Source organism: Mycobacterium paraffinicum, from assembly GCF_025822865.1.
Classification (GTDB): domain Bacteria; phylum Actinomycetota; class Actinomycetes; order Mycobacteriales; family Mycobacteriaceae; genus Mycobacterium; species Mycobacterium paraffinicum.
Genome location: NZ_JACKUR010000023.1, coordinates 134,645 through 151,151 on the forward strand (window position 1 = coordinate 134,645; position 16,507 = coordinate 151,151).

The window sequence follows — 16,507 nt, forward strand, 5'->3', positions numbered from 1 at the left end:
CGAGGCATGGGACGAGCGCGGGACGCGCGAGGAGCAAGCCGAACCATGGGCCGACGAGGCACGCTATGGGTTTGATTCGCCGCGGTACCTGGGAGGGGCTGGTGGTCCTGGCGGCGGCGCTGGTGTTGAGTTCGTGCGGCTGGCGCGGGATCTCCAACGTCGCGATCCCCGGCGGGCCGGGCAGCGGCTCGGGCGCGATGACGATCTACGTCCAGGTGCCCGACACCCTGGCGATCAACGGCAACAGCAAGGTGATGGTCGCCGACGTCTTCGTCGGGTCGATCAAGAAAATCGAGTTGAAGAACTGGATCGCCACCCTGACGCTGGGTGTCGACAAGAACACCAAGCTGCCGAAGAACGCCATCGCCAAGATCGGCCAGACCTCGCTGCTGGGTTCCCAGCACGTCGAGCTGGCCTCGCCGCCGAACCCCTCGCGGGAATTGCTCAAGAGCGGCGACACCATTCCGCTGAAGGACTCCTCGTCCTATCCGACCACCGAGCAGACGCTGGCCAGCCTGTCGCTGATCCTGCGCGGGGGCGGCATCCCCAACCTCGAAGTGCTGCAGAACGAGGTCTACAACATCTTCAACGGGCGGGGCGAGGCGATCCGGTCCTTCCTCGGCAAGCTGGACACCTTTACCAACCAGCTCAACCAGCAGCGTGACGACATCACCCACGCGATCGACTCGACCAACCGGCTGCTCACGTACGTGGGTGCGCGGGCCGACGTCCTGGACCGGGTGCTCACCGACATCCCGCCGCTGATCAAGCATTTCGCCGACAACAAGAACCTGCTGATCAACGCCGTCGACGCGGTGGGACGGCTCAGCCAGGCCGCCGACCAGTACCTGTCGGAAGCGCGTGGGCCGCTGCACACCGACCTGCAGGCGCTGCAATGCCCGCTGAAGGAGTTGGGCCGCGCCTCACCATATTTGCTTGGCGCATTGAAGCTCATCCTCACCCAGCCCTTCGACATCGACACCGTGCCGAAGATCTTCCGGGGTGACTACCTCAACCTCTCGCTGACGCTCGACGTGACCTACAGTGCCGTCGACAACGCGTTCCTCACCGGCACCGGATTGTCGGGCTCTCTGCGCGCGCTCGAGCAGTCGTACGGGCGTGATCCCGAGACGATGATTCCCGACGTGCGCTACACGCCGAACCCGAACGACGCGCCCGGTGGGCCACTGGTGGAAAGGGGCGACAGGAATTGCTGACTCCTTTCATCAGACGCCAGCTGATCGCGTTCGGAATCCTGACTGTCATCTCGCTGCTCGTCCTCGGGGTGTACTACCTGCAGCTCCCGAGCCTGGCTGGGATCGGTCGCTACACGCTCAAGGCCGAGCTGCCCGCGTCGGGTGGTTTGTACCCGACGGCGAACGTGACGTACCGCGGCATCACCATCGGGAAGGTCACCGACGTCGAGCCGACCGAGCGCGGCGCGGAGGCGACGATGAGCATCGATAGCCGGTACAAGATTCCGATCGACGCGACGGCCAACGTGCACTCGGTGTCGGCGGTCGGTGAGCAGTACCTGGATCTGGAATCGACCGGCAATCCCGGCAAGTTCCTATCGGAGGGGCAGACGATCACCAAGGGCACGGTGCCCGCCGAGATCGGGCCGGCGCTGGACACGGCCAACCGCGGCTTGGCCGTGCTGCCCAAGGACAAGATCGCCCAATTGCTCGATGAGACAGCGCAATCGGTGGGCGGCCTAGGTCCAGCCCTGCAGCGGCTGGTGGACTCCACGCAGGCGATCGTCGGTGATTTCAAGACCGACATCACCGACGTCAACGACATCATCCAGAACTCGGGCCCGGTGCTGGACAGCCAGGTCAAGTCGAGTGACGCCATCGAACGCTGGGCGCGCAACCTGAACCGACTGGGCGCGCAGTCCGCGCAGGAAGACGCGCACGTGAAAAGTGTGCTGCGCCAGGCGGCGCCGACGGCCGACCAGATCAACGACGTCTTCAACGACGTGCGGGAGTCGCTGCCGCAGACGCTGGCGAATCTCGAGGTGGTGTTCGACCTGCTAAAGCGGTATCACGCCGGCGTCGAGCAGCTCTTGGTCTTCTTGCCGCAGGGCGCGTCGATCGTCCAGACGGTGGGCCTGGCAAACCCGAACATGGCAGACCTGGACCTGGCATTGCCGATCAACCAGCCGCCGCCCTGCCTGACCGGCTTCATTCCGGCCTCGGAGTGGCGGTCCCCGGCTGACACCAGCATGCAGCCGCTGCCGTCGGGCACGTACTGCAAGATTCCGATGGACACCCCGGCCAACGGCGTCCGCGGATCCCGAAACATGCCTTGCGTCGACGTCCCGGGCAAGCGGGCGGCCACCCCCCGGGAGTGCCGCGACCCGAAGCCGTACGTGCCCGCAGGTACCAACCCCTGGTATGGCGATCCCAACCAGATCGTGACCTGCCCCGCACCGGCGGCGCGCTGCGACCAGCCCGTGAAGCCCGGACAGGTGATCCCGGCGCCGTCGATCGACACCGGCCTGAACCCGGCTCCCTCGGACCGGGTGTCCGGGACGCCCCCGCCGACCAGCGATCCCTTGTCGCGGCCGGGGTCGGGTACCGTGCAGTGCAACGGCCAGCAGCCCAACCCGTGTGTCTATACCCCCAGCGGGCCTCCCGCGGCGGTCTACAGTCCCCAGAGCGGTGAGCTGGTAGGGCCAGATGGAGTTAAATACTCCGTCGAGAACTCGGCCAGAACAGGAGACGACGGATGGAAGGAGATGCTGGCACCAGCCGGCTGAACCCCCCACCGATGCCGAAGTTTCATCGTCTGCGCGGACGGCGTCTGAAGGACCAGGACCCGACGCCCGCCGTCGACCCGATCGATTCCGACGCGACGCCCGAGGATTCCGCAGCGCCCGATGGGGGCATCGAGTCGACGACTCCCGACGTGACCGCCGAGGAGGCGCCCGCGGCCAAGGTGGCCGCCGACGAGCCAGCCGCCGACAAGCCGGCGGAACCCGGGGACGCGACCGAGCAGGCCGCCCCCGAGACCGCCGCCGACGAGCCGGCGGAACCCGATGGCGGACCGGGCGAGGCGGTCGACCGTCGTCCGTCGCGGCTGGGCCGCGGCTGGTTGGCCGGCATCGCGGCGGTGCTCGTGCTCTGCGCGGCGGGCGTCGGCGCCGGTGGATATTTCGCGTTGCACTACCACCACGAAAGCCAGGTGATAGCCCGCAACGACGCCGCGGCGCTCAAGGCGGCCGTCGACTGCGTTTCGGCGACCCAGGCGCCCGATACCAACGCGATGGCGGCGAGTGAGCAGAAGATCATCGACTGCGGCACCGACGCCTTCCGCTCGCAAGCCCTGCTCTACACCAGCATGCTCGTTCAGGCGTATCAGGCCGCCAACGTTCATGTCCAGGTGTCCGACATGCGGGCGGCGGTCGAGCGCAACAACCCCGATGGTTCGGTCGAGGTGCTCGTCGCGGTCCGCGTCAAGGTCGCCAACGACCAAACACAGAACGAAACCGGGTATCGCCTGCGCGTGAAGATGGCCCAGGCCGAAGGGCAATACAAGATAGCCAAGCTCGACCAGGTGACGAAGTGACGGTGGTGGTCGAGAAACCACCGGCCACGGCCGTCCAGGAGTCCCCGCGGAAGGTGTTGGCGCCGTGGCATGTTCGCGCCGGCGCGCTCGCCGTCGACGTCCTGCCCGGTACTGCGGTGGTGGCGGTGATGGCGCTGGCCGGTTTCACCGTTCCGGCCGGCGGCGTGTGGTGGTGGCTGTGCATCGTGGTCATCGGGGTCGTCGTCCTGCTCGTGTTGGTGAACCGGCTGCTGCTGCCGACAGTCACCGGCTGGAGCGTGGGACGGGCTCTGTTCGGTATCGCTGTGGTGCGGCGCAACGGCGAACCCATCGGGCCGTGGGGGCTGTTGCTGCGGGACCTGGCGCACCTGCTCGACACCGTATCCGTGGTGGGATGGCTTTGGCCGCTGTGGGATTCGGGACGTCGCACCTTCGCCGACATGCTGCTGCGCAGCGAAGTGCGGCGGCGGGAATCGGCCGAGCCGGCGTTCGACGTGCGGCGGTGGACGACGGTGGTGGTGCTGGGCGCGGCGGGACTTTGCCTCGCGGGTGCGGTGATGAGCTATGCGACGGTGTTCGCACGGGACCGGGCCACCGACCAAACGCGCGCGCAGCTTGACACGCAGGGCCCGAAGATCGTCGCGCAGATGCTGACCTACGACCCGAAATCGTTGCACGACGATTTCAATCGCGCCCTGTCGTTGGCGACCGACAAATACCGTAAGCAGCTGGCCGACCAGCAGGACATGGTGCAGAAGGGCAACCCGGTCATCAACGAGTACTGGGTGACCGATCACGCGATCCAGTCCGCGTCGCCCGACCGGGCGACGATGCTGATGTTCATGCAGGGGCGGCGCGGCGCGGCGCCCGACGAACGCTACATCTCCGCCACCGTTCGGGTGACTTTCGTCAAAGCCGGTGGCGGCCGTTGGCTCGTCGACGATCTCACGGTGCTCACCAAACCCAAACCGCCCGGGAACGGAAAATGAGCCCGCGCCGCAAGTTTCAGCCGGGTGAGGAGCCGTTGCTGGTCGCACAGCCGGTGCCGCCTGGGCGCCCGTGGGGCCTGCCGTTGGCCACCGCCCTCGCCGCGCTCGTCATGACGGCCGCGATCACGGTGTGCACGCTGATGCTCATCAACCATCAAAGCCGCGAGCGCGCCGCGTCGAAGAATCGCGAGGTGCTCAGCTACGTGACCGGCTTCATGACGCAGTTCACCTCCATCGATCCATTCCATGCCAACGATTACGTGATGCGGGTACTCGCCCAGGCGACCGGCGACTTCGCCAAGGAGTACCGCGATAAGGCGAACGAGATCTTGCTGCAGGTGGCCCGGGCCGAACCGGCCACCGGCACCGTCCTGGACGCGGGAGTGGAGCGCTGGAACGACGACGGCAGCGCCACCGTCATAGTGGCCACCTCGGTCAGCTCGAAATCGCCGGACGGTAAACAAGTTTGGGAAAACGCCAATCGGTGGACGGCGACCACCACGCAGGAAGGAAGCCAGTGGAAGATCAGCAACCTGCAGCAGGTGATCTAACCGCCGACGGGAGCGCCACCGCAGCGGATGCGGCGCCCGAGGAGCGCGCCGAGTCGGCGGACGCCGACGGAGACTCTTCTGCCGCAGCGGAATCCACGACCGAAAGCGGTGCCGCCCAGCCGGCCGCGCCGCAACCCGGCGGTCGCAAACGACGCAAATGGCTCGCCGGCAAGCGGCTGGCCATCACCGTCGTCGTGGCCGCTTTGCTGTTCGTCGGGTCGGCGGCGTTCGCCGGCGCGGCGGTGCAGCCGTACCTGAGCGATCGGGCAGCCGCGGCGACGAAACTCAAAGTGGCGCGGACCGCGGCCGACGCGATCACCACCTTGTGGACGTACACGCCGGAGAACATGGACACCCTCGCGGACCGCGCGTCTCGCTATCTCAGTGGGGACTTCGAGGCGCAATACCGCAAGTTCGTCGACGCCATCGTGGCCCCCAACAAGCAGGCCAAGATCACCAACCACACCGATGTCACCGGCGCGGCGGTCGAGACGATCGACGATGCCAATGCCGTTGTCATCGTGTACACCAACACCACGTCCACCAGCCCGCTGACCAAGAACGTGCCGTCGCTGAAGTACCTGTCGTACCGGCTGTTCCTGAAGCGCGCGAAGAGCCGCTGGCTGGTGACCAGGATGACGACGATCACGTCGCTGGATTTGACGCCGCACGTTTAAGACGGTCTGCTGCGACCCATGGCCGTTACCTCGCCGGTGTCGGAGCGATCGACCGTCGCGGCGTTGTTGCTGTTGACCTTCGCCACCGGCCTGGCGGACTCGATCAGCATCCTGGTGCTCGGCCACGTGTTCGTCGCCAACATGACGGGAAACGTTATCTTCCTGGGCTTTTGGCTGGCGCCCAGGACGAGCATCGACCTGACGGCGGTCGTGGTGGCGCTGCCCACCTTCGTGTGCACCACGATCCTCAGCGGCCGGATATCCCGGCACTTCGCCGACCGGACGTTACGGTGGATCACCACCGTATTGTCCACGGAGATCATTCTTTTGGTGGCGTTGGCGGTGCTGGCCGGTACCGGGACCCTGCGGTATCACGACAACACCAAGCTGATCATGATCGGCGTCCTCGCGGTCACGTTCGGTCTGCAGCACTCGAGCGCCCGCCAGTTCGGCATCCTGGAGCTGTCCACCACGGTGCTGACGTCGACGATCGTCAGCCTCGGTCTGGACAGCCGCCTGGCCGGCGGCACGGGCGACCGACAGACGTTGCGTCTGGGCGTCGTGTTGACGATGTGTGCCGGCGCGTTCCTGGGTGCGACGATGTCACGATTCGTCGTCGCACCCGTGTTCGCCGTCACGGCGGGGGTGGTGGCGGCCAGCCTCTTGATATTCCGCTTGGGCCGGGCTAGTTGAAGGCCAGCCAGCTGGGCAGCGCCCGCTCGTGCGTATCGCAGAGCACCTGCCGGGTGTCGCAGTTTCCCCGCGGCGAGCCCGCGCCGGCCCACATGCCGCCCGTGTCGCGGCGCAACACGATGGCCGACGACCCGCCCCCGTCGAGCAGCACGGCGTTGTCGCTGCCCAGTCCGCGGAACAGGTCTTGCATGTTGTCCGGCGTGTAGCTGCCGCCCTCGAAGACGTACATCTCGTCCTTCTGCCGCGAGTACGCCAAAGCCGTTCGCGCGGCGCTCGGTCCGCCGTCGTGCAGCTGCCCGGTCTGGCCGGGCGCCAACAGCCCGATGCCGGATACCGCCACGAATCGCTCGTTCTTGTTCAGCAGATCCTGGACCACCGGAGTCGCGGAATCGTAGTCGCTCTTCGTTCTGGGCCACACCACATACGGCGCACCGCCGGACGGCAGGATCATCGTCGTCAGGGCGCTCCAGTTTTCGCCACCGCCGGACAGGCCCTGCTTGCCGGGGTAGGCGACGGTGCCGGTGACGACCTGGTTGGCTCGGCCCTGACCGCGGGTGTTGTCCACGAAGGCGCCCAGCGGTGAGCTGCAGCCGGTCTGGCGCCACGAGCCGGCCTTCTGCCCGCGCACGTCGAAGAAGTTCGCGTTGATCGCGATCGTCGGTTGGCCCATCCGCTGCCACGCCTGCAGTGGCGCGTAGAGTTCCGATGCCTGCCAGAGCCCCTCGCCGGTGCGGGCGCCGGGATTGTTCTCGCAGCGGGCCTGATCGCCTTGATGGGTGTCGACCAGCAGGTGGGGCGTGAGCCGTCCCGCCGCGTTCTTGATGATCATCAGGTGGCCGCCGTTGTTCATCTCGTACCAGCTGCCGCCGGCGTTGAGCATCGGCGCGGGGTGACCGGGGCCGAAGTTATAGACCAGGTAGGAACCCTTGGTGGTGTTGATGGCGTTCGCCAGCAGATCGCGGCCGTCGGCGGCGTGCGCGAGCGGCTGTCCCGTCGTGCACGCCAGGGCGACCAACGCAACCGCGGCGGTGCAGCCGGAAACCAGCCGGCGCAAGCTGGCGCGTCGGGTCAGCACGATCGCCCTTTCCGCCCTGATCTGGATGCAACATCAACATCATCAGCCACATCCGTAACACTGTCAATCTAAATAACGGGCGGATGACGCTTGGGCGGCGTTCGAATTACGTTTCCTCGCTTGAGCTTTCGGGCTCAGTGGCGATCGTCCGCTCCTTCTTGCCCTGGCGCGCCTGGTGTTGGGCCTGGTGCTCCATGGCGATGGCCGTCTCGACCGCCCCGGGGATCCGGTGGTACCCCTTGCGGTCATACAGGTGGGTGATGACGCCGCCGAGCAACAGGCCGATCACCAGGCCGATCGAGGTCATGATCAGCGCCTGCGATATCCCGGTATCCGCATGGCCCTTGAAGTACAGCAGCGACCGAGCGCCCAGGAAAACCTGATGCATGGGCTCGAATTCGGCCAGCCAGCGGAAGAAGGGCGGCGTCGCCTCCAGCGGGACCGTGGCGCCGGCCGACGGTAACCCGAGGATCACGAAGATGAGCATGCTGACCAGCAGGCCACCCGTGCCCAGCACCGAGAGCAGCGAGCTGGAGGTGATGCCCACCGCGGCGATCGCGAACACCCCGTACGCCCAGAGTTGCCAGCCGAGGTCGATGGGCATGCCAAGCCCGTGGGCGATGGCCACGTAAACGGCCGAGGTGAGCAGGCCCAGCAGCACCATGATGGCCCACTTGAGCAGCAGGGTCTGGAAGCGCGAAATTCTGACCTGCTCGGCGAAGCGATACACCGGGCCGAATTCGGCCGGTACGTAACCGAGTAACGCATCGACCAGCGTGCTGACCACGATGCTGCCGGTGAACCCCGCGAGCAGCAGCAAGAGCGCGTAATAGAAGGCCGACAGCCCGTTGCCGGTGCCGTTGGGCAGCGGGTTGTACACAGTCGACTCGATCTCGATCGGAGCCGAAAGGCCCTCTACGGCGGCCCCGGCGAGCGGGGCGCCGCCCGTCTGCGCCTTGACCTGAGCCAGAAGTCTTTCGCCCACTTCACCATTCGCCACGCCCATCGCCATGTTCAGGGTCTGGCCGGCGATGCCGGCGCCGAGCGTGCCGGCCCGCGGATTGGTCGAGATCGTGATCACGGGCCGTTCCGCAGGACCGGGCAGCAACGCGCTCGTCCCCAGGTCCCGAAGCTTCGACGAGAAGCTCGGCGGTATCAGCACCGAACCGTAGACGTGACCCGTCTCCAGTTGATGCCTGGCCGCGTCACGGGTGAGAACGCGGACGTCGAACTTGTTCTTGTCCAGCCCGTTTACCAAGCGGCCGGTCAACTCCGCGCCCCCCGGCCCGGCATCCTCGTTCACCACGGCGATGGGGAAGTGCCGCAGGTTGGTCATCGGGTTCAAGATGCCGCCCAGGTACAGCGCGCACAACGCCGACATCAGGGCCAGCGTGATGACGAGCGGCGCCGCCCAGAACCGTACGGTTCGGACCGCCTTGATGTTCCGGTTCGGGTTCGGCGCCGCGTGTTGCGGTCGCGATTGAGACATGCCGGCTCCTGTCTGTCACGCCCACTCTATGGGCTCAGTCGCCGAGCTTCGCGTGCATCTCCCAGACCAGTAGTTCCGACGGCTCGTTCGCCGTCACTCGCCGGCCGGCGCCGTCGGTGAACCGAACGGCGTCACCCTCCTGCAGGTCACCCACGCCTTCGCAGTTGACCGCGCCCCGGGCCGTGAACAGGTGCAGGTAGGGCGCCGTGGGGAGGCTTACCCGGTCGCCGGTCCGCAACCGCGCGGCGTGCAGCGCGGCATTGCGGTTGTGCAGGGCGATCGCACCGTCTTGCCCGGGGATGCCGGACGCGATCGTCACGAGGGCGCCGTCCAACAGCTTCGCGTCGATCTCGTGCTGTTGATAGCCCGGGGCGATGCCGGCCGCGTCGGGCACCACCCACATCTGCACGAAATGCACTGGCTCCGTGGACGAATCGTTCTTCTCCGAATGCAGGATTCCGCTGCCCGCCGACATGCGCTGGGCCAGGCCCGGATAGATGACGCCGCGGTTGCCGATGGAGTCCTGATGTGCCAGTTGACCCTGCAATACCCAGGTCACGATCTCCATGTCTCGGTGCGGATGCGTGTCGAATCCGGTTCCGGGCGCGACGATGTCGTCGTTGTTCACCAGGAGTAGTCCGTGGTGGGTGTTGTTCGGGTCGTAGTGGTCGCCGAACGAGAACGAGTGCCGGGAGGTCAGCCAGGGCGTGGTGGTGACGGCCCGCGCGTCCGCGCGACGAACTTCCGGGTGGGCTGCCATGTCGTCAGCCTATTCGGCGGGCCGGTCAGGCCACCGTCGCGGTGAGCAGCCCCTGGGCATGCCGGAGGGCGGCGTCGAGCTCGGGCAGGGTCAGCGTGGCGGAGCGGCCGAGGTGGATCTCGATCTGGTACTCGGGCTGGGCGTCCGGCCCGAAGATCGGCAGGACCACGAATTCGGCTGCCGCCAAATCGATTTCGAGGGTATCGGTGATGGATTGCAGCGTCACCATGGTCATCAGGGTGGTGAGCTGGCGGGTGACCTGGGCCGTCGGCTCCAGGGACGCGAGCACGTCCGCCAGCCGGTTGTGCAGCGACTGATGGGTGTCGTCGAAGCGCCATGCGCCGTAGCCACGGGCGCGGATGGCGGCGAGCACCCGCTGGTGCTCCGCGATTTCCGCGCGGGTCAGCCGCGGCAGCACTCTTTGCAGCCAGGCGTTGACCAGGTGTTCTTCGCGCCAGGCCATAGCGACCAGGCCGAACGGCGGGTCGATGGGGAAGCGCTGGCCGACGGCCTGCCCGCCGTCGGTACCATGGCCGACCGCGTCGACGGTGGTCAGGTGGCGGCCGCCGATTCTCGACATCGAGCAGCCGGCGCGGAGCGTCTCATGCAGGAATTGCAGCGCCTCGCGGCCGCGGTCCAGCAATGGGAACTGCGCACGCAGCCCGTGCACCAGCCCGAACAGGCCGCTGCCGAGCACGTACCGGCGATCTTCGCGACGGGCCACCCAGGCTCGCCCCTCCAGCTCGGCCAGCACCAGGGCGCAGGTGGAGGTGCTGATCGCGCAACGCTTCGCCAGTTCAGCCGACGTCAGCCCCCGCTGGGAATCCGCAAGCGCGGCAAGCACATCCATCACACGGCCGGTGGGCGGCGATTTGGCGGTTGACGTACCGATGCGCACCTCCCTACGATCCGTCCAAAATACAACAATAACCATCCTAATATTAGGAGACAATCCGCCGTGATCAAGGTGGGAGTGTGGGGGCCGGGTTCCATGGGGGTGATCGCGCTACGCGGCGTGATCGACCACCCGGAATTGCAGCTGGTCGATCTCGTCGTGCACAGCGATGCCAAGGCGGGCCGCGACGCGGGCGAGCTGTGCGGGACCGCGCCGGTTGGGGTGGTGGCCACCCAGGACCCGGCGCAGCTGCTCGCCGGCGAGGCCGACGCGGTGGTGTACGCCGCCGGCGCCAACCTGCGACCGCTGGAGGCCGTCGGGGACATGGTCTCGATCCTGCGGGCCGGCAAGGACGTGGTGTTCTGTTCGGTGGTGCCGCTGGTTTTTCCCGACGGGGTTGACGCCGCTTTCACCGACCCGCTGCGGCAGGCCGCGCGCGACGGCGGTGCGTCGTTCTTCACCACCGGCATCGACTCCGGGTTCGCCAATGACGTTCTGCCGCTGGTGCTTACCGGGGTCTCGCGATCGATCGATTCGGTGCGCGTGACGGAGATGTTCAACTACGCCACGTATCCGGACCGGGCGGCGGTATACGAGATCCTCGGGTTCGGCAAGCCGCCGGAGTACCAGGCGTTCGCGGCCCAGCCCGGGATGTTCGCCTTCGGCTGGGGGCCCGTCCTGCACCAGCTCGCCGCCGGCCTGGGAGTCAAGATCGACAACATCGAGGAAAGCAACGAACGCATTCCCGCCACGGAGTCCTTCGACACGCTCACCGGCCGCATCGCCGCGGGGACCATCGCGGCCATGCGCTCCACCTTGACCGGGTACGTCGGGGGCAAGCCAACTTTCATCCTCGACCACGTGACCCGGATGCGCGACGACGTCGCGCCGGGCTGGCCGCAGCCGAACATCTCGATCCCGCCGAAGGACCTCGGCTATGGGGGCGCCTCCGGGCGCGGGCTGTATCGGGTGGAGATCGAGGGATCCCCAAGCATGCGGTGCGAATTCGAGATGGCCGAAGACCACGACCATGACCTGGGAGCGCGCATCGCCGGCGCCTCGCGGATGGTCAACGCCATCCCCGCGGTGTGCGCGGCCCCACCCGGGCTGCTTTCGGCGCTGGACCTACCGCTGATCACCGGGGCCGGCCTGGTCCGCCAGGTGGCGGGACCGTCGCCGGACAGCCGCCTGTTCTAGGGCCGGTCGCCGGGATAGGTGGCGGCGGCGAGCTCGAGGATCTCGGCCCGGTCCGCCGCGAGGATGAACCCGCTGCCGATCGACGCATCGAGGGCGGCGGTGAAGCGTTCCAGGTACTGCGTCATTCCCCCGGGGTAGAGCCGGCGCAACGTTTCGGCGTCGAAGAGTTCGCCGGAGCCGAAGAGCCCGGCCATGACGCCCTCGTCGCCGCCGAGTCCGCAGGTTCGCGCGACCGGCACGTCCACCCACGGCGTTCTGACGCCGCCCTGCGCCAATCCGTTGGCGTCCGGAACGGGTTGCGGTCCATAGGCATCGCGCACCTGCATGGGCGGGGCGCTGGGCGCCGGCGCACTGGTGCCCACCCAGGTGTTCAGCGCGGCGAGCGCCGCCTGTACCACGTAGTGGTGCTGCGGGGCGAAGTTGATGTTATGCGAAAAACGTTGTCCCAAGAGCACGTTGGTCGGAGCGTAGGCGGCGACGAGGTGCGCGAGCGGTGCCGAGCCGCTGTCGATCGGTGCCACCTGGATGGTGTAGTTGTCGGCGTGCGCGGCGCCGGGAATCTCCCAGACCCGCAGCCGCTGGTTGTCGGGTTGCCTGGCGAAGTAGTAGCCCTCCCGTGCGCCACCGAAGAGATCGGTCTCGGTGATGATCGTCAGCAACGGCACCCGCAGGTCCGGGCGGAACGCGACGGCCTGGGGTGCGCCGGTTTCGTCGAAGATGGAGCTTCCGTCGAGCGGCGCGGCGGGGCCGAACCTCGAATGGACGAAGAAGCCGTCGTATGTCGCGGCCAGCGGGTCGACCGCGTTGACGTAGGTGGTGAGGAACATCGCCGACTGTGACTCGCCCAACGCAATGACGTATCGGGCCCGCAGGTCACCCAAAACCGCTGTGGCGCGGGGGCTTTTGATGAGCCCGCCGACTTGAGAAAAGATGTCGTAGGAGAAGGCGTCGCCCGGATGGTGCAGCGACGCATAGCGCGTCGGGTCCTGGCTTTTCAGCGACATGTCGACCCCGAGCAGACTCGCGCCACCGTCGATCCCGACCCGCTGGGCCGAGACGGCGACGTATGCGTAACCCGCGCGAACGATCTCCCGGTGCGCCATCATCCACACCGCAGGGGCGTCGAGGCCTCCGCTGACGTTGAGCCATTCGACCAGCACCGTCCCGTTGAACAGCGCCGGATCCGCGGGTGTCAGCACCACCATGCGGGTGGTGTAATCCGCTGTCGCGGAGGGTGTTACGCTCCACCGCCCGTCGGGCTCCAGCGCCGCCGCCGGGGCGTAGGACGTGGCCGTCCCCGAGACGAAGAACTCCTCGGCGCGGTAGCCCACGTCGGCGAGGTCGAAAGCGCCCAACAGCAGCAGGGGACGCCCGGGTGCGGGTGTGATGCCGGGCGGGTCGGTCATAGCGAATCGGGCAGCCCGAACTTCGCAAACAACTTCTCGTCGAGGAACGCGACCACATGTGACACCCGGCCGCCGCGCACGTCTAGCACGTGCAACTGGAAGGGGACGTGCCGCTCCCCGGCGCGCATGTACATCGCGGCGCCGGGTTGACCGTTGGCGAGCAGCGGCACGAGGCGCATGTCGCCGGGGGCCTCGGCGGGGCATTGCTGATGGATGAGGGTGACGATGTCCCGCGCACCCTGATACCAGCCGGTGTAGGGCGGCATCTCCCAGATCGCCTCGGCGGTGAACAGCTCCACCAGGCGGTCGATGTCGTAGGTCTCGAAGGCGGCGATGTAGCGGTCGAGCAGGTCCTGGGTCTCGGCCGAATCCGGTGTCGCCAACCGGTCACCGGCGCTGGGCCCGACGGCGTCCAGCTGGGATCGGGCCCGCTGCAGCAGGCTGTTGACGGCGGTCGTGGTCGTGCCGATCGCCGCGGCGACCTCGGCGGACTTCCACTGCAGCACGTCACGCAGCAGCAGCACCGCCCGCTGCCGTGGTGAAAGATGTTGCAGCGCGGCGACAAACGCCAGCCGGACCGACTCGCGTGACCCGACAATGACCGACGGGTCGGCCGGGTCGTTCGTCAGGTCCGGGAGTGGCTCGAGCCAGGGCACCTCGCGGCGCTCCTGCAGCTCGGCGGTCGGGTCGGAGCTGGGTCCGCCCAGGCCGGTCGGCAGCGGTCGGCGTTGCCGACCTTCCAGGGCGCTCAGGCAGGTGTTGGTGGCGATGCGATGCAGCCACGTCCGCAGGGAGGACTTGCCCTCGAAGCGGTCGTAGGCCTTCCACGCCCGCAGCAACGTTTCCTGAACAAGATCCTCTGCGTCGTGCAACGACCCTGTCATTCGGTAGCAGTGGGCGAGCAGCTCACGGCGGTACGGCTCGGCATGCGCCGAGAAATCGCCGCCGACCGCCGGGTCGAGGTCGGAGTTCGCGGTGTTTTGCGCAAGCAGCCCCACGTGCATGAGCCTACGACAGTGTCTGGCGGGGCGACCTGCACCGGGAGCCATTACGCTGCCCGTAATGACTAGGACCGTGCAGTGAACCGAGCCGAACGGAACTTCGACGGATTCGGTGGCGTGCGCATCGTTTACGACGTCTGGACACCCGACACCCCGGCACGCGCGGTGGTCGTCCTGTCGCATGGTCTCGGCGAATATGCCCGCCGGTACGACCATGTCGCGCAGCGTTTCGGTGCGGCGGGCCTGGTCACGTACGCGCTGGACCACCGCGGGCACGGTCGCTCGGGCGGCAAGCGGGTGCTGGTGCGCGACATCTCCGAGTACACCGCGGACTTCGACAGCCTGGTCCGGATCGCCACCCGCGAGCATCCCGGCCTCAAGTGCATCGTGCTCGGGCACAGCATGGGTGGCGCCATCGTGTTCGCCTACGGCGTGGAACGCCCCGACAACTACGACCTGATGGTGCTGTCGGGGCCGGCCGTTGCGGCGCAGGATCAGGTGTCGCCGCTGATGGTGCTGGCCGCCCGCGTGCTAGGCGCCCTGATGCCCGGCCTGCCGGTGCAGGAGCTCGACGTCGACGCCATCTCCCGGGACCCCGCGGTGGTGGAGGCCTACAAGAACGATCCGCTGGTGTACCACGGCAAGGTCCCGGCCGGCATCGGTCGGGCCCTGCTGCAGGTCGGCGAGACGATGCCGGAGCGCGCACCGGCGCTGACGGCGCCGCTGCTGGTGGTGCACGGCTCCGACGACCGTCTGATCCCCGTCGCCGGCAGCCGGCGCCTGGTCGAGTGCGTGGGCTCCACCGACGTCCAATTGAAGGTCTACCCGGGTCTTTACCACGAGGTCTTCAACGAGCCGGAGCGCGACCAGGTGCTTGGCGACGTCGTCTCGTGGATTACCGCCCGGCTCTGAGCCGAAAGTGTCGGATCGCTCCCGTAGTTTGGCGCATATGACCGACGACAAAATGCTGGCCCGCATCGCCGCACTGTTGCGTCAGGCCGAAGGCACCGACAACACGCACGAGGCGGACGCCTTCATGAGCGCCGCGCAGCGGTTGGCGACGGCGGCCTCGATCGACTTGGCGGTGGCGCGCTCGCACGCCGCCAACCGCTCGCCGGCGCAGGCACCGATCCAGCGCACCATCACCATCGGAAACGCGGGCACCAAGGGGCTGCGGACGTATGTGCAGCTGTTCGTGTTGATCGCCTTGGCCAACGACGTGCGCTGCGATGTGGCGTCGAATTCGACGTTCGTTTACGCCTACGGGTTCGCCGAGGACATCGACGCTACGCATGCGTTGTACGCCAGCCTGGTCGTCCAGATGGTGCGGGCGTCGGACGCCTACCTCGCGTCGGGTGCGCACCGGCCCACGCCGACCATCACCGCGCGGCTGAACTTCCAGCTGGCCTTCGGTGCGCGGGTGGGCCAGCGCCTGGCGGAGGCGCGCGACGAGGCCCGGCGCGAGGCCACCAAGGACCGCAGGCGCCCGCCGGGAACCGCTATTGCGTTGCGGGACAAGGATGTCGAGCTGCATGACTACTACCGGAGCGCCTCGAAGGCGCGCGGCACCTATCAGGTGAGTCGGGCTACGGCCGGCTATTCCTCGGCGGCGCGGCGCGCCGGCGACCGCGCCGGTCGGCGGGCGCGGCTGGGCAACAGCCCCGAACTGCCCGGTGCCCGTACCCCGCTGGGCCGGTGAGCCCGGGGCGGTCCGCGAAGCGGGACTCCCAGCGAGCCAAGGTGTACGCGGCCGAGGAGTTCGTCCGGACGCTGTTCGATCGTGCCGCCGAACACGGGTCGCGCGCCGTGGACTTCTTCGGCGCGCAGCTCACGCTGCCGCCGGAGGGACGATTCGGCTCGGTCTCCGCCGCCCAGCGCTATGTTGACCAGGTGCTTGCGTTACCGGCGGTGCGCCGGCGGTGGCCCTCCGTCCCGCCGTTGCGGGTGCGGCCGCGACGGGCCGCCACCGCGGCCCACTACGAATTTCGTGATGGCGCAGGCATTATCGCGGTCCCCGACCGCGACACCGCCGACTGGGCGTTGCGCGAGCTGGTGGTGCTCCACGAAGTCGTGCACCACCTGTGCCAGGCCGAACCCCCACATGGCCCGGAGTTCGTCGCGACGTTCTGCGAGCTCGCGGAGCTGGTGATGGGCCCCGAACTCGGGCACGTGCTGCGCGTCGTGTACGCGAAAGAGGGTGTGCGGTGAGCTCGTTCGGCGGCGAC

At 67.7% G+C, this 16,507-nt stretch carries 16 protein-coding genes and 1 pseudogene; 11 read left to right on the top strand and 6 right to left on the bottom strand.

The features are described 5' to 3' along the window. Window positions 1–65: 65 nt before the first annotated feature. From H7J89_RS12870 to H7J89_RS12900, 7 genes are read left to right on the top strand one after another with little or no spacing between them, the layout of a single operon-like run. Window positions 66–1,217, top strand: coding sequence for a virulence factor Mce family protein (locus tag H7J89_RS12870; protein ID WP_264044085.1), 1,152 nt, complete (start codon window positions 66–68; stop codon window positions 1,215–1,217). Further along, window positions 1,211–2,761: a virulence factor Mce family protein gene (locus tag H7J89_RS12875; protein ID WP_264044086.1), complete on the top strand. Its 1,551-nt coding sequence runs from the start codon at window positions 1,211–1,213 to the stop codon at window positions 2,759–2,761. Before H7J89_RS12870 ends, H7J89_RS12875 begins: the two co-directional genes overlap by 7 nt. Continuing rightward, a complete protein-coding gene (locus H7J89_RS12880) occupies window positions 2,731–3,570 on the top strand; it encodes an Rv1363c family protein (RefSeq protein WP_372513771.1) in 840 nt (279 codons plus the stop codon). The genes H7J89_RS12875 and H7J89_RS12880 overlap by 31 nt, the downstream gene beginning before the upstream one ends. Then, window positions 3,567–4,538 carry an RDD family protein gene (locus H7J89_RS12885; protein WP_264044087.1) on the top strand — a complete coding sequence of 324 codons (972 nt, stop codon included), beginning with the start codon at window positions 3,567–3,569 and terminating at the stop codon, window positions 4,536–4,538. Before H7J89_RS12880 ends, H7J89_RS12885 begins: the two co-directional genes overlap by 4 nt. After that, window positions 4,535–5,089, top strand: coding sequence for an Rv1363c family protein (locus tag H7J89_RS12890; RefSeq protein WP_264044088.1), 555 nt, complete (start codon window positions 4,535–4,537; stop codon window positions 5,087–5,089). Before H7J89_RS12885 ends, H7J89_RS12890 begins: the two co-directional genes overlap by 4 nt. Continuing rightward, a complete protein-coding gene (locus H7J89_RS12895; protein WP_264044089.1) occupies window positions 5,056–5,766 on the top strand; it encodes an Mce protein in 711 nt (236 codons plus the stop codon). The genes H7J89_RS12890 and H7J89_RS12895 overlap by 34 nt, the downstream gene beginning before the upstream one ends. An 18-nt stretch (window positions 5,767–5,784) precedes the next feature. Then, window positions 5,785–6,459: a YoaK family protein gene (locus H7J89_RS12900; RefSeq protein WP_264044090.1), complete on the top strand. Its 675-nt coding sequence runs from the start codon at window positions 5,785–5,787 to the stop codon at window positions 6,457–6,459. Here the strand turns inward: H7J89_RS12900 and H7J89_RS12905 are convergent. From H7J89_RS12905 to H7J89_RS12920, 4 genes are all read right to left on the bottom strand, one after another. Further along, on the bottom strand, window positions 6,452–7,561 hold the full coding sequence (locus H7J89_RS12905; protein WP_264044267.1) for a phosphodiester glycosidase family protein: 1,110 nt from the start codon (window positions 7,559–7,561) through the stop codon (window positions 6,452–6,454). The genes H7J89_RS12900 and H7J89_RS12905 overlap by 8 nt on opposite strands. A 79-nt stretch (window positions 7,562–7,640) precedes the next feature. Then, the gene (locus H7J89_RS12910) at window positions 7,641–9,023 is read right to left on the bottom strand and encodes a YhgE/Pip domain-containing protein (protein ID WP_264044091.1); all 1,383 of its coding nucleotides are present in this window, start codon (window positions 9,021–9,023) and stop codon (window positions 7,641–7,643) included. 34 nt (window positions 9,024–9,057) lie between these two features. Continuing rightward, window positions 9,058–9,783, bottom strand: coding sequence for a pirin family protein (locus H7J89_RS12915; RefSeq protein WP_264044092.1), 726 nt, complete (start codon window positions 9,781–9,783; stop codon window positions 9,058–9,060). A 25-nt stretch (window positions 9,784–9,808) separates the two neighbouring features. Next, window positions 9,809–10,633 (bottom strand): IclR family transcriptional regulator, encoded by an 825-nt coding sequence (locus tag H7J89_RS12920; protein ID WP_264044093.1) that lies wholly within the window; start codon window positions 10,631–10,633, stop codon window positions 9,809–9,811. A 108-nt stretch (window positions 10,634–10,741) separates the two neighbouring features. Here H7J89_RS12920 and H7J89_RS12925 point away from each other — a divergent pair, with 108 nt between their 5' ends. Beyond that, complete coding sequence (locus H7J89_RS12925) at window positions 10,742–11,875, top strand: NAD(P)H-dependent amine dehydrogenase family protein (RefSeq protein WP_264044094.1); 1,134 nt, start codon at window positions 10,742–10,744, stop codon at window positions 11,873–11,875. Here the strand turns inward: H7J89_RS12925 and H7J89_RS12930 are convergent. Both H7J89_RS12930 and H7J89_RS12935 read right to left on the bottom strand, forming a co-directional pair. Continuing rightward, a complete protein-coding gene (locus tag H7J89_RS12930) occupies window positions 11,872–13,281 on the bottom strand; it encodes an alpha/beta hydrolase domain-containing protein (protein WP_264044095.1) in 1,410 nt (469 codons plus the stop codon). The genes H7J89_RS12925 and H7J89_RS12930 overlap by 4 nt on opposite strands. Beyond that, a pseudogene (locus tag H7J89_RS12935) lies at window positions 13,278–14,407 on the bottom strand (sigma-70 family RNA polymerase sigma factor). Before H7J89_RS12935 ends, H7J89_RS12930 begins: the two are co-directional and overlap by 4 nt. Between H7J89_RS12935 and H7J89_RS12940 the strand changes: the two are divergent. From H7J89_RS12940 to H7J89_RS12950, 3 genes are read left to right on the top strand one after another with little or no spacing between them, the layout of a single operon-like run. Beyond that, on the top strand, window positions 14,400–15,194 hold the full coding sequence (locus H7J89_RS12940; RefSeq protein WP_264044096.1) for an alpha/beta hydrolase: 795 nt from the start codon (window positions 14,400–14,402) through the stop codon (window positions 15,192–15,194). The pseudogene H7J89_RS12935 and the gene H7J89_RS12940 sit on opposite strands and share 8 nt — an antisense overlap. A gap of 37 nt (window positions 15,195–15,231) precedes the next feature. Continuing rightward, on the top strand, window positions 15,232–15,981 hold the full coding sequence (locus H7J89_RS12945; protein WP_264044097.1) for a DUF2786 domain-containing protein: 750 nt from the start codon (window positions 15,232–15,234) through the stop codon (window positions 15,979–15,981). Continuing rightward, on the top strand, window positions 15,978–16,490 hold the full coding sequence (locus H7J89_RS12950; protein WP_264044098.1) for a TIGR04338 family metallohydrolase: 513 nt from the start codon (window positions 15,978–15,980) through the stop codon (window positions 16,488–16,490). The genes H7J89_RS12945 and H7J89_RS12950 overlap by 4 nt, the downstream gene beginning before the upstream one ends. Window positions 16,491–16,507: the final 17 nt, after the last annotated feature.

Coding starts and splice junctions, on each gene's coding strand:
- H7J89_RS12870 (WP_264044085.1), top strand. CDS start 66: ATGGGTTTGATTCGCCGCGGTACCTGGGAGGGGCTGGTGGTCCTGGCG.
- H7J89_RS12880 (WP_372513771.1), top strand. CDS start 2,731: ATGGAAGGAGATGCTGGCACCAGCCGGCTGAACCCCCCACCGATGCCG.
- H7J89_RS12890 (WP_264044088.1), top strand. CDS start 4,535: ATGAGCCCGCGCCGCAAGTTTCAGCCGGGTGAGGAGCCGTTGCTGGTC.
- H7J89_RS12900 (WP_264044090.1), top strand. CDS start 5,785: ATGGCCGTTACCTCGCCGGTGTCGGAGCGATCGACCGTCGCGGCGTTG.
- H7J89_RS12910 (WP_264044091.1), bottom strand. CDS start 9,023: ATGTCTCAATCGCGACCGCAACACGCGGCGCCGAACCCGAACCGGAAC.
- H7J89_RS12915 (WP_264044092.1), bottom strand. CDS start 9,783: ATGGCAGCCCACCCGGAAGTTCGTCGCGCGGACGCGCGGGCCGTCACC.
- H7J89_RS12920 (WP_264044093.1), bottom strand. CDS start 10,633: ATGGATGTGCTTGCCGCGCTTGCGGATTCCCAGCGGGGGCTGACGTCG.
- H7J89_RS12930 (WP_264044095.1), bottom strand. CDS start 13,281: ATGACCGACCCGCCCGGCATCACACCCGCACCCGGGCGTCCCCTGCTG.
- H7J89_RS12945 (WP_264044097.1), top strand. CDS start 15,232: ATGACCGACGACAAAATGCTGGCCCGCATCGCCGCACTGTTGCGTCAG.